The organism is Acinetobacter sp. SM1B (genome assembly GCF_003289665.1).
In the GTDB taxonomy this organism is placed as follows: domain Bacteria; phylum Pseudomonadota; class Gammaproteobacteria; order Pseudomonadales; family Moraxellaceae; genus Acinetobacter; species Acinetobacter schindleri.
Genome location: NZ_QMBM01000001.1, coordinates 1,866,886 through 1,884,203, shown reverse-complemented (window position 1 = coordinate 1,884,203; position 17,318 = coordinate 1,866,886). Strand labels below are relative to the sequence as shown.

General features: G+C 43.8%; 18 protein-coding genes. 12 read left to right on the top strand and 6 right to left on the bottom strand.

Annotation, left to right across the window (positions count from 1 at the left end):
- The first annotated feature begins 63 nt into the window (after positions 1–63).
- The 9 genes from bioA to C8322_RS09045 all read left to right on the top strand — a co-directional run bounded on the left by bioA (position 64) and on the right by C8322_RS09045 (position 7,651).
- Positions 64–1,344 carry an adenosylmethionine--8-amino-7-oxononanoate transaminase gene (gene bioA / locus C8322_RS09085; RefSeq protein WP_008305607.1) on the top strand — a complete coding sequence of 427 codons (1,281 nt, stop codon included), beginning with the start codon at positions 64–66 and terminating at the stop codon, positions 1,342–1,344.
- Positions 1,341–2,510: an 8-amino-7-oxononanoate synthase gene (locus tag C8322_RS09080; RefSeq protein WP_005221162.1), complete on the top strand. Its 1,170-nt coding sequence runs from the start codon at positions 1,341–1,343 to the stop codon at positions 2,508–2,510. Before bioA ends, C8322_RS09080 begins: the two co-directional genes overlap by 4 nt.
- Positions 2,507–3,259, top strand: coding sequence for a malonyl-ACP O-methyltransferase BioC (gene bioC / locus C8322_RS09075; RefSeq protein ID WP_005221164.1), 753 nt, complete (start codon positions 2,507–2,509; stop codon positions 3,257–3,259). Before C8322_RS09080 ends, bioC begins: the two co-directional genes overlap by 4 nt.
- Complete coding sequence (gene bioD / locus C8322_RS09070) at positions 3,256–3,906, top strand: dethiobiotin synthase (RefSeq protein WP_005221166.1); 651 nt, start codon at positions 3,256–3,258, stop codon at positions 3,904–3,906. Before bioC ends, bioD begins: the two co-directional genes overlap by 4 nt.
- Positions 3,907–4,400: 494 nt before the next feature.
- Positions 4,401–4,817, top strand: coding sequence for a hypothetical protein (locus tag C8322_RS09065; RefSeq protein ID WP_004811008.1), 417 nt, complete (start codon positions 4,401–4,403; stop codon positions 4,815–4,817).
- Positions 4,818–4,880: 63 nt separating this feature from the next.
- Positions 4,881–5,075 (top strand): hypothetical protein, encoded by a 195-nt coding sequence (locus C8322_RS09060; protein ID WP_004811006.1) that lies wholly within the window; start codon positions 4,881–4,883, stop codon positions 5,073–5,075.
- 9 nt (positions 5,076–5,084) lie between these two features.
- Positions 5,085–6,524: a cytochrome ubiquinol oxidase subunit I gene (locus tag C8322_RS09055; protein ID WP_004811005.1), complete on the top strand. Its 1,440-nt coding sequence runs from the start codon at positions 5,085–5,087 to the stop codon at positions 6,522–6,524.
- On the top strand, positions 6,521–7,525 hold the full coding sequence (cydB, locus tag C8322_RS09050; protein WP_004811002.1) for a cytochrome d ubiquinol oxidase subunit II: 1,005 nt from the start codon (positions 6,521–6,523) through the stop codon (positions 7,523–7,525). Before C8322_RS09055 ends, cydB begins: the two co-directional genes overlap by 4 nt.
- A gap of 18 nt (positions 7,526–7,543) precedes the next feature.
- Complete coding sequence (locus tag C8322_RS09045) at positions 7,544–7,651, top strand: hypothetical protein (RefSeq protein ID WP_017401650.1); 108 nt, start codon at positions 7,544–7,546, stop codon at positions 7,649–7,651.
- Positions 7,652–7,842: 191 nt separating this feature from the next.
- Here the strand turns inward: C8322_RS09045 and C8322_RS09040 are convergent, their stop codons facing one another.
- Positions 7,843–8,037, bottom strand: a complete 195-nt coding sequence (locus tag C8322_RS09040) for a hypothetical protein (protein ID WP_004810999.1) — start codon at positions 8,035–8,037, stop codon at positions 7,843–7,845.
- A 412-nt stretch (positions 8,038–8,449) separates the two neighbouring features.
- Here C8322_RS09040 and sbmA point away from each other — a divergent pair, with 412 nt between their 5' ends.
- The 3 genes from sbmA (at position 8,450) to C8322_RS09020 (ending at position 11,955) form a co-directional block, all read left to right on the top strand.
- Positions 8,450–9,643, top strand: coding sequence for a peptide antibiotic transporter SbmA (gene sbmA / locus C8322_RS09035; RefSeq protein ID WP_004893364.1), 1,194 nt, complete (start codon positions 8,450–8,452; stop codon positions 9,641–9,643).
- Between the two features lie 610 nt (positions 9,644–10,253).
- On the top strand, positions 10,254–11,240 hold the full coding sequence (locus tag C8322_RS09025; protein WP_004893365.1) for a hypothetical protein: 987 nt from the start codon (positions 10,254–10,256) through the stop codon (positions 11,238–11,240).
- 193 nt (positions 11,241–11,433) lie between these two features.
- On the top strand, positions 11,434–11,955 hold the full coding sequence (locus C8322_RS09020) for a hypothetical protein (protein WP_111810539.1): 522 nt from the start codon (positions 11,434–11,436) through the stop codon (positions 11,953–11,955).
- A 664-nt stretch (positions 11,956–12,619) separates the two neighbouring features.
- On the opposite strand, the gene C8322_RS14585 is transcribed toward C8322_RS09020, so the two are convergent.
- The 5 genes from C8322_RS14585 to gatC all read right to left on the bottom strand — a co-directional run bounded on the left by C8322_RS14585 (position 12,620) and on the right by gatC (position 17,290).
- Positions 12,620–12,997 carry a hypothetical protein gene (locus C8322_RS14585; protein ID WP_228156501.1) on the bottom strand — a complete coding sequence of 126 codons (378 nt, stop codon included), beginning with the start codon at positions 12,995–12,997 and terminating at the stop codon, positions 12,620–12,622.
- A gap of 59 nt (positions 12,998–13,056) precedes the next feature.
- Positions 13,057–13,905 carry a hypothetical protein gene (locus C8322_RS09005; RefSeq protein ID WP_111810538.1) on the bottom strand — a complete coding sequence of 283 codons (849 nt, stop codon included), beginning with the start codon at positions 13,903–13,905 and terminating at the stop codon, positions 13,057–13,059.
- Positions 13,906–13,969: 64 nt separating this feature from the next.
- On the bottom strand, positions 13,970–15,445 hold the full coding sequence (gatB, locus tag C8322_RS09000) for an Asp-tRNA(Asn)/Glu-tRNA(Gln) amidotransferase subunit GatB (RefSeq protein WP_111810537.1): 1,476 nt from the start codon (positions 15,443–15,445) through the stop codon (positions 13,970–13,972).
- Complete coding sequence (gene gatA / locus C8322_RS08995; RefSeq protein WP_004893377.1) at positions 15,445–16,923, bottom strand: Asp-tRNA(Asn)/Glu-tRNA(Gln) amidotransferase subunit GatA; 1,479 nt, start codon at positions 16,921–16,923, stop codon at positions 15,445–15,447. Before gatA ends, gatB begins: the two co-directional genes overlap by 1 nt.
- 52 nt (positions 16,924–16,975) lie before the next feature.
- The gene (gene gatC, locus C8322_RS08990) at positions 16,976–17,290 is read right to left on the bottom strand and encodes an Asp-tRNA(Asn)/Glu-tRNA(Gln) amidotransferase subunit GatC (protein ID WP_004893380.1); all 315 of its coding nucleotides are present in this window, start codon (positions 17,288–17,290) and stop codon (positions 16,976–16,978) included.
- Between the last annotated feature and the right edge of the window lie 28 nt (positions 17,291–17,318).

Sequence of the window (17,318 nt, the reverse complement as noted above, 5' to 3'; positions counted from 1 at the left end):
AGATGTTCATTTCAGAATTAAACCGTTAAGATCAGGACAGCGCTATTGTTTAGGTTATTTTCCGTGCACGATTCTTTTGATCAGCAGCATATCTGGCATCCATATACTTCCATGACTCATCCTTTGCCCTGTTACAAGGTGAGGGCGGCACATGGTGCTGTAATTGAACTGGAAGATGGCACACAGCTGATCGACGGGATGTCGTCCTGGTGGTGCACGATCCATGGTTATAACCATCCAGAGCTGAATCAGGCGGTGCAGACCCAGTTGCAATCCATGTCACATGTCATGTTTGGTGGCCTGACCCATCAGCCGGCGATTGATCTGGCCAAACTGCTGATCGAAATTACCCCAGAGCCACTGGATCGGATTTTCTATGCCGACTCTGGTTCGGTCGCTGTGGAAGTAGCATTGAAAATGGCGGTGCAATACTGGCATGCGCGTGGTCAGGTGCAGAAAAGCAATTTTGTGACTACTCGCTCCGGTTATCATGGCGATACCTGGAATGCCATGTCGGTCTGTGATCCGGTCACGGGCATGCACCAGATTTTTGGTTCCAGTCTGCCAAACCGTTATTTTGTCCCGGCACCACAAAGCCGTTTTGATGGTGAATGGCAAGTTGATGATATCCAGCCACTGGAACAATTATTAGCAGAAAAGCATGAACAGATTGCAGCCATGATTATTGAGCCGATCGTGCAGGGAGCAGGTGGTATGCGCCTGTATCATCCAGAATACCTGCGCCAGGTACGTCAGCTGTGTGATCGTTACAATATTCTGTTAATTCTGGATGAAATCGCGACTGGTTTTGGTCGGAGCGGCAAACTGTTTGCCTGTGAACATGCGGGTGTTAGCCCGGATATCATGTGTCTGGGCAAGGCGCTGACTGGCGGTTATATGACCTTGTCAGCCACACTGACGACTGCGCATGTCGCAGAAACCATTTCCAGTGGTGAAGCAGGCGTATTTATGCATGGCCCGACCTTTATGGCGAATCCACTGGCCTGTGCAGTGGCACTCAAAAGCACCCAGCTTTTATTGTCACAGGACTGGCAGGCAAGAGTGCAACAGATTGAACAAGTATTAAAAGACCATTTACAGCCATTAAATGTCTTGCCACAGGTTGCTGATATCCGCGTACTTGGCGCGATTGGAGTCGTGGAACTACAGCAACCTGTTGATCTGGCTAGCTTCCAGGCAGAATGTGTACGCCGTGGTGTATGGATTCGTCCCTTTGGTCGGTTGGTCTATGTGATGCCACCATTTGTGATTTCTGCTGAACAACTTAAAATTCTACTGACGCATATGTGCGAGATGATTCAGGCAATGGGAGCAACAGCATGAAGCATCTGGAATATTTTCAGCAGCAACTGGATGATTTGAAACAGCAGGGCCAGTATCGCCAGTTTAAACAGGGGATTTCCAGCCAGCCTTATCTTCAGTTGAATGGGATTGAGATGCTGAATCTGGCATCCAATGACTATCTCGGTCTGGCGGCCAATCTGCAGCTACGGGAAGAATTTTTTGATCTGACACCGCTTGCTGAACGACAGATGAGTGCCAGTTCTTCGCGCCTGCTGACTGGAAATTTCCCGGCTTATGAACAGCTGGAGACCAGCATGGCGCAGGTTTTTGGTCGTTCGGTGCTGTTGTTTAATAGCGGCTATCATATGAATATCGGGATTCTGCCAGCATTGGCGGATAGCAAGACCATTATTATTGCCGACAAGCTGGTACATGCCAGCATCATTGATGGTATCCGTTTATCCAATGCCAGCTATGTACGCTACCGGCATAATGATCTGGAACATCTACAACAGCTTTTAGTAAAGTATCAGGCAGATGATAATATTCAGCGCATCATTGTCGTCACTGAATCCATTTTTAGTATGGATGGTGATGAAACGGATCTCGGTGCATTGGTAGCACTCAAACAGCAATTTGATAAGGTTATGCTGTATGTGGATGAAGCCCATGCCATTGGTGTGCGTGGTGAACACGGGCTGGGTTGTGCTGAGGAGTATCAGGTCATAGACCAGATTGACCTGCTGGTCGGGACTTTTGGCAAGGCGCTGGCTTCAGTCGGTGGCTATCTGGTCTGTCATCCGCTCATTCGTGAATATCTGATCAACAGCATGCGTCCGCTAATTTTTAGTACTGCGCAGCCCCCAATCTGTATGGCCTGGACGCATTTTATTTTCCAGAAAATGCAAGCAATGAGGGAAGAGCGCCAACAGCTTGGCAGTCTGGCCAGGTGCTGTCATCAAAGTATTCAGGCCTTGGGTTATGCTTGTCCATCCAGCTCTCAAATTGTACCGGTAATTATTGGCGATGCAGCCAAAACCGTCGCTGCAGCAGAATATGTACAGCAAAAGGGTTTTTATGTCCTGCCAGTACGTCCACCGACTGTACCTAAAAACACTTCCAGATTGCGAATCTGTTTACATCAGCAGGTCAGTCCGGTACAGCTGCAACAGTTGCTGGATGCTCTGCAGGAGTTGCCACGATGAAAACTGATCAGGTCGCGCAGCGCTTTGCTCAGGCACAGTCCAGCTATGAACAGCATGCTATTGCCCAGCGTCGGGTAGCAATGGAACTGGTCCAGTATATGCAAGCGCATATTGCGGTAAATTTACAGCGTATTCTGGAAATTGGCTGTGGTTCAGGCCTGTTTACCCGCCAGTTAATGCAGCATTACAGTTTCGACCAGTTGTTTTTAAATGACCTTTATCCAGAAGTTAAACAGCATTTTGAGGAAGATGGCCGGATTTACTGGGGAATTGGCAATATCGAAACTTTGCCACTGCCACAATCGCTGGATCTGGTGGTGTCCTGTTCTGCCTTGCAATGGGTGCAGCATCTGGACACTTTATTTGTGAAAATTCATCAGGCTTTAAATCCGTCCGGCTGGTTCTGCTTTGCCAGCTATGCGCAGGACAATTTAACAGAAATTAAGGCATTGACTGGACAGGGGCTGAAATATCGCTCACTTCCACAAATGGTTGAACTGCTGGAATCTTGTGGTTATGAGGTCCTGATGCAGGAGGAGCAGCGCCTGATTCTGGAATTTGAACATCCTCGCGAGGTACTGAAACATATCAAGGCCACCGGCGTACAGGCGACGGCAGATAGTTTTCGCTGGAGCAAATCTTCTTTGCGGCTTTTTTATGAGCAATATCAACAATTCCAGCTACCAGATAGCCAGAAGTATCCTTTGACCTATCACCCGATTTATCTCATTGCACGGAAGCGCTCATGAACGCAAACATCTATTTTATCAGCGGTATAGATACTGGTATTGGCAAGACCTATGCTACCGGTTTTCTGGCCAAAATCTGGAATGCGCAGGGCATCCGTACTATTACCCAGAAGTTGATCCAGACTGGCAACACTGATTTGTCTGAAGATATCGAACAGCATCGCAAGATCATGGGCTGCGGCTTGCTCCCAGAAGATCAGCAAAAGCTGACTATGCCGGAAATTTATAGCTATCCGGCATCGCCCCATCTAGCAGCACGTTTGGACCAGCGTCCAGTAGACTTTCAAAAAATTGAACAGGCCACACAGCAACTGGCCGCACAGTTTGACCGTGTTCTGCTGGAAGGAGCAGGTGGTCTGATGGTGCCACTGACAGAAGACCTGCTCACCGTAGACTATATTGCCGCACAGCAGCTTCCTGTCATTCTGGTAACCTCAGGTCGTCTTGGCAGTATCAATCACACTCTGCTCAGTCTGGAACTGCTCAAACAGCGTAAGATTGAGCTGTATGCGCTGGCATTTAACCATGCCGATGATGCCCAGGATGAAGTCATTGCACAGGATACTATTCAGTATCTGCAGCAATGTTTGCAAAAGGATTTTCCAAATGCACAGTGGCTAGATATTCCGGTATTTCAGGAAATCTGAAGTTCTGTTTTAGCCTGGTAGTATGGCGCTATGCAATAAAGAAAATTCATCCGGAACAGTTTCTGTTGACCGGACTTGGGCTGTCGAGAATGTGAAATTTATAGCGTACTGCAACAAAGGCCTGCCTGATCCGGACAGGGTGGTCATTCAGCTAAACTTTTTTCTGCCAGAAAATATTTTAAGTTGAAGCGTAGCTCTCTGTCTGATCCTGCTACTGTAACAAGATGAAATTCTCAATTTAGATATTATTTTTGTGGCTCGGCGCATTCCTGTTCAAAGTATGCGGTTGTGCTTTTCCTGAGATGAATAAGCTCTGGAACATGAAAATTAATTTCTTATATTCAAAAATCTATAAAAATTAAGAATGAAAATAAGGCTTTCATAATAAATATATATATTATAAGGTTGTAATATTAAAGTTGAGTATAATGCTTGGATTTTGATCTAAGCTAAGCCTCAATATTTCTTTACTTCGGTCAATTCGAGAGAATGTTTTGCTGAAACGTAGTGGATTACTGTTGGCATGTGCAACGCTGCTATTACAGTTTGCCGTATATTTACAGCCGCTATTACCGGAGCAATACCATATTGCCCCGGTCTGTCTCTCTATTACACATAATCTTCTCTCACCGAAGCAGCATCAGCATGTACACGCAAGCTATCATGCGTTGATTGACCATCTGGGGGCCGAATCTGGCCATCATCATGACCATAATGAACATAACCATCAATGCCAGTACTGTACCGTATATGGTGACATTGTTCTGCCGTTTAATTTTGGTATTGATGAGGTCATTGACCGGATTCAGGTAAAGCTGAGTTTCTATAAATCCGCTTACCGACATGTCTATTTTTCCCTGCAACGGCTGTATTTGCTACCGCAAGGCAGGGCACCTCCTGTCACGCTTTAATACGCCAAGTCCGGTAAGGCATGACCTTGCCGCTATCTAAAACGTTTTAAAGAGTGAAATAACATGAATATCACAAATTTCGCATGGCTGACCCATGGCGGAGCGAAGCCGCTCAGCTTGGAAAAAGGGCAGAATGCAGATATTAAAGTCCTACAGATTTGCAACATTGTGAAAATCGTATACGGCCTAAACTACAAAATAATGAAGCCATTTCAGCTGTTTAAGCTGAAGTTCTCTCACCAACAACTTCTACAATAAGGTGATGACATGGATTTAGGTTTAACTGCGCTGGAACTGGCACGTATTCAATTTGCCTTTACTGTCTCCTTTCATATTATTTTCCCTGCGATTTCCATCGGTTTGGCCAGCTTTCTGGCCGTCCTGGAATGGCGCTGGCTGAAAACCCAGGATCCGGTTTACCGGGATCTGTTTAAATTCTGGATCAAAATCTTTGCATTGGCCTTCGGTATGGGGGTGGTCTCTGGTGTGGTCATGAGTTATCAGTTCGGCACCAACTGGAGTGAATTTTCCAGGGTGGCTGGAAGTGTCACTGGACCGCTACTGGCTTATGAAGTCTTAACGGCTTTTTTCCTGGAAGCCGGTTTCCTCGGTATCATGCTCTTTGGCTGGGATCGGGTCGGTCCGAAAACCCATTTTTTTGCTACGGTAATGGTTGCCCTCGGCACTTGTATTTCCATGTTCTGGATTCTGTCCTCTAATAGCTGGATGCAGACCCCGCAGGGTTTTATTATTGAAAATGGCATCATCATGCCGCAGGACTGGTTTGCTATCGTGTTTAACCCGTCTTTTCCGTATCGTCTATTGCATATGGGGATTGCTGCCTTTCTGGTTTCGGCACTGCTGGTAGCGGCTACAGCTGCTTGGCATCTACTTAAAGGTCGCCGTGATGCACTGGTCAAAAAGTCTTTTTCCATGGCGATGTGGATGATTCTGGTGCTGGCACCCCTACAGGTAATTGTAGGAGATTTTCATGGTTTAAATACCCGTGAATATCAGCCAGCCAAGATTGCTGCGATTGAAGGACACTGGGAAACTAACCGTGGTGAAGGCATGCCACTTTATCTGTTTGGTATTCCAGATATGGAAGCCGAAGAAACCAAATATGCTATCGGCATACCAAACTTGGGCAGCCTGATTCTGACCCATAGTATGGACGGTGAAGTGCAGGGTCTAAAAGATTTTGCGCCTGAAGACCGCCCAAACTCGCTGGTAGTGTTCTGGAGCTTCCGCATCATGGTCGGTCTGGGCATGCTGATGCTTTTGATGGCGCTGGCGGGTCTGATCTTGCGTAAAACGGGTCGTTTCTATGAAGCCCGCTGGTTGCACCGATTCGCCTTTTTCATGGGACCTTCCGGATTTATTGCTTTACTGGCAGGCTGGTTTACTACGGAAGTGGGCCGTCAGCCATGGGTGGTCTATGGGGTTATGCGCACTCGTGATGCACTCTCACCTGTATCAGCTGAACAGGTAGGACTTACTCTGATTATCTTTGTAGTGGTCTATTGTGTCGTATTTGGTGTCGGGATTTATTACATGCTGAAAATGATGCATAAGGGACCAGAATTTATCCATGCCCGTCCGCATACTGAGGGTGAAGTCATCCGTGCCTCTAAACGTCCAATGAGTACCTTTGAGCAAAATGAAGAGGATGACCGTGCTCAACGTGATCAGGAGAATAACAAATGATTGACCTGTCATTGATCTGGATTGCGATCATCGCGCTCGGTGTACTGATGTATGTGGTACTGGATGGCTTTGACCTGGGTATAGGCATTCTTTTTCCCTTCTTTAAGGATCAGCATGAACGCGATGTGATGATGAATACCGTGGCACCGGTTTGGGATGGTAATGAAACCTGGATGGTACTCGGTGGAGCAGGTCTGTTTGCAGCCTTTCCACTGGTCTATTCAACCGTGCTGTCCGCGCTATATATGCCGATTATCCTGATGGTTATCTCACTGATTTTCCGAGGAGTTGCTTTTGAATTTCGCTTTAAGGCACATCGTGGCAGGCACTGGTGGGACATCGCTTTTATTGGCGGTTCGCTTCTGACCTCTTTCTTGCAAGGCGTAATTCTTGGTGCTTATATCCAGGGCATTAAAACTACGAATGGCATTTATAGTGGTGGTGGACTGGACTGGTTGACCCCATTTTCGCTGTTTACCGGAGTAGGTGTAGTAATCCTGTATGCAACCCTAGGTTGTGGCTGGCTGATCTTTAAAACCGACCACGAGTTACAGGACAAGATGTTCCAGCTGATGCCAAAACTTATCATTGTGTTATTACTGGTCTTTGGAGCAGTTAGTCTGTATACGCCATTGGCACATCAACAGATTGCCGAGCGCTGGTTTAGTCAACCACAGATTTTCTATTTTAGTCCGGTGCCGATACTGGTTGTATTATTTACATTTATGGCGCTGCGTGCCTGTAAACGCCGTCAGGAATTTGCACCGTTCATCTATACCTTGGCGCTGGTGATCCTGGCTTACACCGGTTTTCTCATTAGCCTTTGGCCTTATATCATTCCGCCAAGTGTTACCCTTTGGGAAGCCGCCGCACCGCAAAGCAGTCAGCTGTTTTCCTTGATTGGTGCATTGATCCTCATCCCAATTATCCTGTTTTATACCGGTCTGTCTTATTGGGTGTTCCGGGATAAGGTACGGGTAGGTGATGATGGCTATCATTAGGCTTGTGGAGGAAACAGGATGAAACTGAATCGGGCAGGTTGGTTTATTGTGTTATGGCTTGCAGGCTTTGTCACAATGGCTCTCATTGCAGGCTTTTTCCGCTTCCTGCTAAAGCTGGCATATTGATTGTGTAGTAGGTCTCAAGATTCTACATTTTTCTTAAGACAATAAAAAAACCTCCCGATGTGATGGGAGGTTTTTTTATCTGTTTTCAGCTTTAGGATTAAAATAATAATACTGTCAGGCAGGTGTTGATCTGTATTCAGGAGAAGAAGTAAAACATACAACAACCCAGACCAAACTTTGAATCAGCAGAATTACAATTCTCTCCAGATTGTATTTTCATCTTTTAGTGCAACAGTAAAGTTAAACTGGTTGTCTGTAGTGACCAATAGACTGGTTGGTGTTTGCATAACTACTTTCAGCACTGTACCTTCTTCATAAATAATTGGCGTGCAGTTTTCTTTTTCCAAGGTGATTGGCTTCAGTAGTTCAATTACAGAGCTTTCCATGAGTTAACTTCCCGCGGTTATTATGTTTACTATTCATTCAAGGATAGCATAATTTTTCTTTGTTATTTAATAGTTTTTGCAAAATGAAAAATTGGAATGATCTCTTTCAATAGTGCATATCGCTGTAGTGTAGGATGGAAAATAACCATATATCGTATCTATTCTGTACAGGCTTGTTAACTGATGTTAAAACCAACAAAAGATGGATCACAGGATGCGTCACATAAGTATTCAGTTCACTACACACATAATGATTCATGCTTACAAATAGATTGATAAAAATAAGCAGTTTTCAGGCAGATATTTTTTTGATCAGGTTGAAAAACCTGTTATGAACTGCTTTACACTGCTGCAGATTTCATCATGATTGATTGACCTGAGGTCTACTAAAAATAAGGAGCATGCAAAGGACATGTTTAAGTCTTTCTTTCCAAAACCCGTCTGGTTTTTTCTCAGCGTGGTGGTGTGGTTCTTTATCAACCTCGCGATCTGGCATAGTGGAGGTTCAAGCTGGGGCAGTTATGTGGGTTTTAGCGAAGGCTACCATGAAGCGACGATGGCGATTGATATCAGCCGTTTCTGGTCACAGAAATTCCTGTGGTTCTATCTCTGGTTCCTGACTGCAACTGCGCTTTTTGCAGGATTCTGGTATGTGGTAGCGCGTCATCCCTGGCAGCGCTGGTCGGTGTGGGGTTCGGCCTTTATCCTGTTCAATATCTGGTTTGGGGTTCAGGTCAATGTTGTGCTGAATGAATGGTACAGTCCGTTCTATGACCAGATACAGAAGATGCTGACCAGTGGTGGTGGGGACGTAACTTTGCTCTATCAGGGCGCATTGGTCTTTATCTATATCGCGATGATTTATGTCACCCTGGCAGTATTTAACATGTTCTTTGTCAGTCATTATGTGTTCCGTTGGCGGACAGCAATGAATGATTACTATACGGCTTACTGGGAAAAGCTGCGGCATATTGAGGGGGCTTCACAGCGTATTCAGGAAGATACCATGCGCTTTGCTCGCAGTACTGAAGAACTCGGCGTTTCCTTTATTGAATCGTTTATGTTGCTGATGGCTTTTTTGCCAGTTCTGTATAAGCTTTCAAGTCACGTCAAGACCTTACCCATTGTGGGTGAGATTAGTCACGCGCTGGTCTGGGCATCCTTGGGCTGGGCGGTCTTTGGTACAGTGGTATTAATGGTCGTTGGTATGAAACTGCCAGGACTGGAGTTTAATAACCAGAAAGTCGAAGCGGCTTACCGTAAAGAACTGGTATATGGGGAAGATCATGCCGAACGTGCCCAGCCACTGACACTAAAAGAGCTGTTTAGCCGGGTGCGCTGGAATTATTTCCGCCTGTATTTCCACTATGCCTATTTCAATATGGTACGGATCTGGTATTTGCAGCTCGACAATATCTATGGCCTGTTTGTGCTATTTCCGAGTATTGCAGCGGGAGTAATTACTTTAGGTCTGATGATGCAGATCCTGAATGTGTTTAATAAGGTCCGTGAATCATTCCAGTACCTGATTTTGTCTTGGCCAAAGATTATCGAGTTAATGTCGATCTACAAGCGTCTGAAAGCGTTTGAATCTCATATTCATTAAAAAATAGTGTTTGGTATTTTAAAAAGACCAGCCTTATGGCGGGTCTTTTTTATATCAACTCAGGATTGGCCGGAGTATCCGATGAACGGTCAGTTATAGGCAAAATATTTGTAAAACCTCCCAATTTGGGGATATTCAGTGAATATTCGCTTGACTAGAATCCTAAGGGCCAAACGTGTTTGGTACTTAATTTTCAACCCCGCTGACGTATAAAAATAATAAATGTACGTTGATGAAAATTAAGTATTTTAATGCTCATAAACTGAATGCGGATGGTGGAGAGTGGTTTGCTATGCAAGTATAAAAGCTCGATCCAGCCTGCCAGATGAGTGACCAAAGAAGTACGTACTTCCTTCTTTGGTCTTTTTTCTTGAGCAGGTTTTATCTCAAAAATAATACTGCACCACATGAAAGTTAATGCAAATAATTTCAAAAATAACCATTAAAATGTCTCATAGTTATCATTTTTGATATTTTTAAATTTAAAAATAATTCTATTAATCAGATGCTTGTATTTGTTGTTTGCACAGTTTTGCATTATTTTATGTGAATGCTTTGGGTTGAGATATCTACGGTGAAACTGAAAGTATTTTTATTGATAACAATAACAATGAGCTTGGCAGCGTGTAATAGCATGCAAGGCGCAAAGAAAAATATATTACATCCTTTTCACAGTCCTCAGGAACTGATTGTGAAACGGGGCATCAATCAGCCAGATGGCAAGGCGAAAGACTATGTCTATCTATGGGATCAACAACAGCGCCATAATACCACTCAGGCCATGTATCCACGTTCCGTCATGACGCAATATTGCCATGAACAGGGGGGCAAGTTATCCCTGCTGTATAAGAGCAAATTTGGTCTGGTGAATGATTCTGCCCAGCGTACACGTCTCGCTGCAAATCGAGGTGTTGTACAGGGAATCGGTGCCTATAAATGTACGATGGGTGATCTTGCGGAAAGCTGGATTGTGTCGATTGAACCTGTTGCGGAACGTCAGGCAGAAAATAATAGCAAGACCCGTAACGTTCGGTTGCTGACCCGACTGATGAAAACAGCTGAAGCACATAATTTTTATCAGGCGGCTGCGAGCACTGCGAAGACAGCCAAGAAACAGGTCAATGTGGTGAAGGCAACGGCTACTGCCAAAACGTCTGTAACAGCAAAACCAACAGTAGAACAGAAAGACCACGATCGTAAAGAGCTTGAGCGCAAAGAACTGGCCAAAGTCGAAGTTGAGAAGAAAGAGCCTAAGCCGGTGACAGTTGCCGCTCCACGTGCAAGTGTGAACGAAACCCCACAACAGCAGCAAATGAAGCTGTATGTGACTGCCCGGCGTGACATTAATAATGGTAGAAACCTGAATAATGCCTGTAATAATGCTCAGCGTGCTTATAACTATGGCAAGCAGCAAGGCACAGAAGGAACGCGGGTTTATACTGAATCCGGTATGTTGGTGGCGCGTTGTCTGACCAGTATTTCGACGTATAGCAGCCGTTTTCCAAATGCCAAAGGACAGGCTCAACGCGTCCTGAACGGACTGGCATCGCAATATAATCATGCGGGTGCTAAGAATATGTTGAAACAGCTCAATTAAAAGAATCTGACTTTAATCGATAAGAATGCCACGCTTTAGGAACGTGGCATTTTTATTTTGAAATTGGGTGAATGCCTAGCATAATCAACGCGCCAAGTACTTTGCTAAAAATCAGATTGATTTTGCAATGCAATAACAGATGAACTGTTATGCTTTGTGGTACAAAGGGCAAACTGTTCATCGGAGTTTGCTTATGTCTCGCCATGTTTCCCCTGTAAGCCACAGATTTTCCCAAATCGTTCGTTCTGCGCTGATGGCAACTGCCTTGTTGGGAGTAGTGCAAATAGCAAATGCAGGCCCAACGGTCGATCAGCTCAGTAATTGTCTGGAGAGGTCTACCACAACTGCCGATAAAACCACGGTGATGCAATGGACCTTTGTGGCCTTGTCTGCACATCCGGACTTAAAAGCCTATAGCAATGTATCAGCCCAGCAGAAGGAAAGTCTGGATAAAAATCTGGCTTCAGTATTACAGCGTATTTTAGTTGAGCAATGTTCGGCACAGACCAAAGCGGTAATTCAGGCAGAAGGTCTGGAGGCTGTGGGGAATAGTTTTCAGGGACTCGGACGTAGTACGGGTGAGGAAATTTTAAAGAATCCTGAAATCAACAATCAGCTTAAAGGTATATTGCGTTATGTAGATCTGAATAAGCTGGTAACCACGTTTTTAACGCCAGATATTTGGAATAAGTTGGGTTCGATAAGAGGGAATTAACGTATCTGTAAGACTTACTTGAATATTGCAATAACAATTCTAATGAGTCCGTAAATGGGATAGAAAATAAATTCGATACCATTTGGTAATCCTGATCCTCGCTGTTTTCTGCGAGGTTCGGGCTGCATTCTAGATAGCCATTTATGGCATTTTGGAATCAATAGCAAAATGGTAATGACCAGTGCAAATATGCCAATGGCAATTTGGATAAGGAAGAGCAAAAGTTTGGGTGTCATTTTTGTTTTTCTTAAATGTTTTTGATTTTATAGCATAAATATTAATCCTTTACCTAATCCTCGCTTGTGCTTCTTTTTTAGAAATACCTCTCCCTAACCCTCTCCTAAAAGGAGAGGGGATTATTCACTATTAAATTAATGCAGTCATGAAATTATTTGATACTCCCTCTCCCTTAGGGAGAGGGTTGGGGTGAGGGGGAATTACAAAAAATCAGGATAAAACTTCTCAAACTCGCTATTCACCGCTTCACCCCGTAATAAATAACCTTTAGGTTGGATATAGCTATAAATTTCCCGAGTAGGTTGTTCATGCCAGCCAATATTAAATGCACAAAGTTTTGGGAAAAATTGTAGATGGTTGTAATTCAAATTATTATGAATCCAATAGGCGAGTTGTTGCCAATTGACTTGATCTTTTTCATACAGTGCTAAAAATGATGGAATGACAATACACGCCGTTGCACCGTAGCTTTTTCATCTGGATAGTCCCAAATATGACTGGCAAAGTTTTTCTCGTTGCTGGCGCAATTATGTCCTTTTTCATTACCAAGCTGATTGACGCTTGGTGAACGATAAGCAGATCGAATGGTGATACGCCCAAATTTGTCTTGGAGAGGTTCAAGTAATTCTTCACAGAGTTTTGTGCCTGTACGAATTGCAATTTCAGGATGGTCTGGAAAGTTAGGTATACCGTACCAATTGGATATTTCGCTATAGAGGAAATCACGCATAAAGAAGGACTTTGAAAGCTGAATACGTCCTAAGTCTTCGAGTTTAGCGATAGATGATACTTTTTTGATGCTCATATGTATTTTTATTCAGATATAAAAACCTGCTAATTAATGAGCAGGCTTTTATTAAAAAATTACCCTATAGACTTCATTAATTCAGGAATATATGGCGCTAAAGAGGACCAAAGAGTTGCGATTGATGCACTGTTTGATAATAAAGATTCGAATGCTGATTTTCTTTCAGGATGACTTTGAGCATTTTCAATATTATTTATGTCAGTATTTAGAGTCTCCTTAATTGGGTCAGATTCTCGAGAGTTATTAATAACCTCACGAATTTGGTTACAAACCTGTTGTAACGCCTGGTTATAAATTTGATTAACACTCATTGTATTGTTATGACCACTTTGAATCATACTTTGCTGTATTGGTGCATTATAATTATTTTGAATAGTTGTACTGGGTTTCATTATTGGGTCAATATCATCCATTTGTAGAGTACCTTTCTGAAGTCTATATGTTTTAGTTTGCTTAAGTAGATTTAATATATCTGAAATTTGGTCAATATCGGCACAGATATATTTACAAATGTTGATCATTTCAAGGATAGACCATTCATAAAATTCAAGTTCATGGATTCTTTTTTCAACTGCTTTATATGTACTTTCACAAATATTTTTATGGTATTCGAGATTTACAGATAAATGATCTATTAACTTTTTTAGCGTCGGTGTATTGGGTGGGTAAGTTGAGTCGAATATAATACTGTTTAAAGAAATAACAGTATCGCGACCTTTACTATATATTTTTGAGATTAAAAAATTATCTTCTGGATTTAATTTTTTAATACATTCATAAAAATGTTCTATGGACTTATGATGGATAAATTGTTCTTCATATTCCTTCATATTTTGACATTTCATTTTTATAATTTCAATTTGTTGGTCAATATCAATAATTTCATTTGTAATAGTATAAGACATAGTAAAAAAAACCCCGCATTAAGCGAGGTTTTTATAACATGAAATCAATTAATTAGCGAATAAATTAACCAATCAATTTCTTCATCAATTCATTCACTTGAGCAGGGTTGGCTTTACCTTTTGCTGCTTTCATTACTTGACCAACCAGACCGTTGAACGCTTTCTCTTTACCAGATTTATATTCTTCAACCATCTTCTCGTTCGCAGCAAGCACGTCCTTAATAATCGCTTCAATTGCGCCTGTATCAGTTTCCTGTTTCAAGCCTTTTTCCGCAATAATCTCGTCCGCAGATTTACCTTCGTCCCACATAAAGCCGAATACTTGCTTCGCGATCTTACCGTTAATCGTGTTGTCCACAATACGTGCGATCATACCGCCAAGTTTTTCCGCAGATACAGGAGAATCAACCAAATCTAAGCCTGCTTTGTTTAGCGCCCCTGAGAATTCACCCATCACCCAGTTTGCAGCAATCTTACCTTGTGTAGCGCCACCAGCAGCCTTAACGACTTCTTCATAAAATTCTGACATTTCACGAGTCAATGTCAGAACGTGCGCATCGTACTCAGTCACGCCAAAGTCAGCTACAAAGCGTGCACGACGTGCAGCAGGAAGCTCAGGAAGGGCAGCACGTGCTGCTTCAATTTGCTCATCTGCAATGATCACAGGCAACAAGTCTGGATCAGGGAAGTAGCGGTAATCGTTCGCTTCTTCTTTAGAACGCATTGAACGGGTTTCCATCTTCACAGGGTCAAACAGACGAGTTTCTTGGTCGATGGTGCCGTCCCATTCCAGAATTTCCATTTGACGTTCAATTTCAACATTGATCGCCTGTTCAATGAAACGGAATGAGTTCAAGTTTTTCAATTCACAACGTGTACCGAAGGGTTGACCCGGACGACGTAAAGACACGTTACAGTCCGCACGGAACGAACCTTCTGCCATGTTACCGTCAGAAATACCTAACCAGCGTACCAGCGTGTGAATCGCTTTGATGTAGGCAACGGCTTCTTCAACTGAACGCATATCCGGTTCAGATACGATTTCAAGCAGTGGCGTACCGGCACGGTTCAAGTCGATGCCTGACATGCCTTCAAACTGGTCATGGATTGATTTACCCGCATCTTCCTCAAGGTGTGCACGAGTCACGCCAATGCGTTTTACTGTGCCATCTTCAAGCTGGATGTCAATATGACCCAAGCCCACAATTGGGTTGTCCATCTGGCTGATCTGATAGCCTTTTGGAGAATCCGGGTAGAAGTAGTTTTTACGTGCAAATACAGAAGCCTGATCGATATAAGCATCGATACCCAAACCAAAGCGAATCGCAAGATCAACCACTTCTTTGTTCAGCACTGGCAATACGCCCGGCATGGCCAAATCTACAAGGCTCGCCTGAGTGTTTGGATCATTACCAAACTCGGTAGAAGAACCCGAGAAGATTTTAGATTTGGTCGCAAGCTGAGTGTGAATCTCGATACCAATAACGACTTCCCAACCATCAATCAGGTTTGATTTAGGTTTAGCGTTGTTCTTCGCCATTATGCATTCTCCTCAGCAATTGCAGCGCGTTTTGTATGCCAATCTGTTGCTTGTTGATACTGGTGTACCACAGACAACAGTTGAGATTCTGACCAGTAGTTACCAATCAGCTGTAAGCCAACCGGCAAGTTGTTATGGTCAAAACCAACAGGCGCGTTAATCGCAGGAAGACCTGCCAGGTTTACCGCAAGTGTATAAATATCGCCCAGATACATTTCAACCGGCGTTAAATCCGCACCGATTTTATAGGCAGTCGTTGGCGCAGAAGGAGCAGCAATCACATCGACAGATTCAAAAGCTTTAAGGAAATCTTGCTGGATCAGACGGCGTACTTTCTGTGCTTTTACATAATAAGCATCGTAATAACCAGCAGACAGGGCATAGGTACCAATCAGGATACGACGCTGAACTTCGGCACCGAAACCTTCTGAACGGGAACGTTTATATAGGTCGAGAAGATCTTTAGGCTCTTCACAACGGTAGCCATAACGCACGCCGTCATAACGAGACAGGTTTGAAGATGCTTCGGCAGGTGCGATCAGGTAATACGTTGGAACATAGGCTTCTGTCATGTCGAGATCAATCTCAACCAGAATAGCGCCCATTTCTTCCAGTTTTTTTAAGGATTCTTCAACGCGTGCTTTTACATCAGCGGCAAGACCCTCAACATTGAAGTACTGTTTTGGAATACCAATACGTAGGCCTTTCACAGATGTGCCGTTCAGGTTTGCCACATAATCATCTACTTCTTTTTCCATTGAAGTAGAGTCTTTAGCATCGTGGCCTGCCATGACATTCATCAGGTAAGCACAGTCTTCCGCAGAACGTGCCATTGGACCACCTTGGTCCAATGATGATGCGTACGCGATCATACCGAAACGCGATACACGGCCATAAGTCGGTTTCAGACCAGTCAGACCACAGAAAGAGGCTGGCTGACGGATCGAACCACCAGTATCAGTACCGGTTGCAAATGGCGCCAGATCAGCCGCTACAACCGCAGCAGAACCGCCTGAAGAGCCACCCGGAACATGATCCAGTGCCCAAGGGTTTTTGGTCGCGCCAAAGTAAGATGATTCGGAAGTTGAACCCATGGCGAATTCGTCCATGTTCACTTTACCAAGCGTCACCAGGCCCGCAGCTTTACCTTTCGCTACAACGGTCGCGTCGTAAGGAGAGATAAAATTGTCCAGCATTTTAGAACCAGCAGTCGTTTTAATGCCTTGGGTACAGAAGATGTCTTTATGTGCAATTGGCACACCAGTCAGCACATTTGCGCTACCAGCACGACGCAGTGCGTCAGCAGCATCGGCTTGTGCCAGTGCTTGCTCAGCGGTCACAGTCACGTATGACTTCACTTGAGCATCCACTTTTTCGATGCGTTTTAAGTAATGTTCAGTCAATTCGCGTGATGAAAATTTAGCATTGGCCAAACCTTCGGTAAGTTCACGAATTGATAGGCGGTGTAAATCTGTCATGAGAAATAATTCTTTACGTTTAATTTAATAAAAAGATTGAACTGGATAGTAATTACTCAATTACGCGAGGAACAAGGTACAAGCCATCCTGTACCACTGGCGCAACTGCCTGATATTCATCACGGTGATTACTTTCACTCACTACATCTTCACGTAATGGCTGAGGATGGTCGAAAGGGCTTTTTAATGGTTCAACACCGTCAGTATTGATACCTTTCAGCGTTTCCATCATGCCTAAAATTTTATTTAAAATTTGAGCATATTCAGCAGATTGCGTATCATTCAGCGATAATCGTGCAAGGTTCGCAATAGCTGAAACTGTTTCTGCATTTAAATCTGCAGAATGCTGTGCATCCGATGTAGACATAACATTACCTAATCAGTATTAAAAAAAA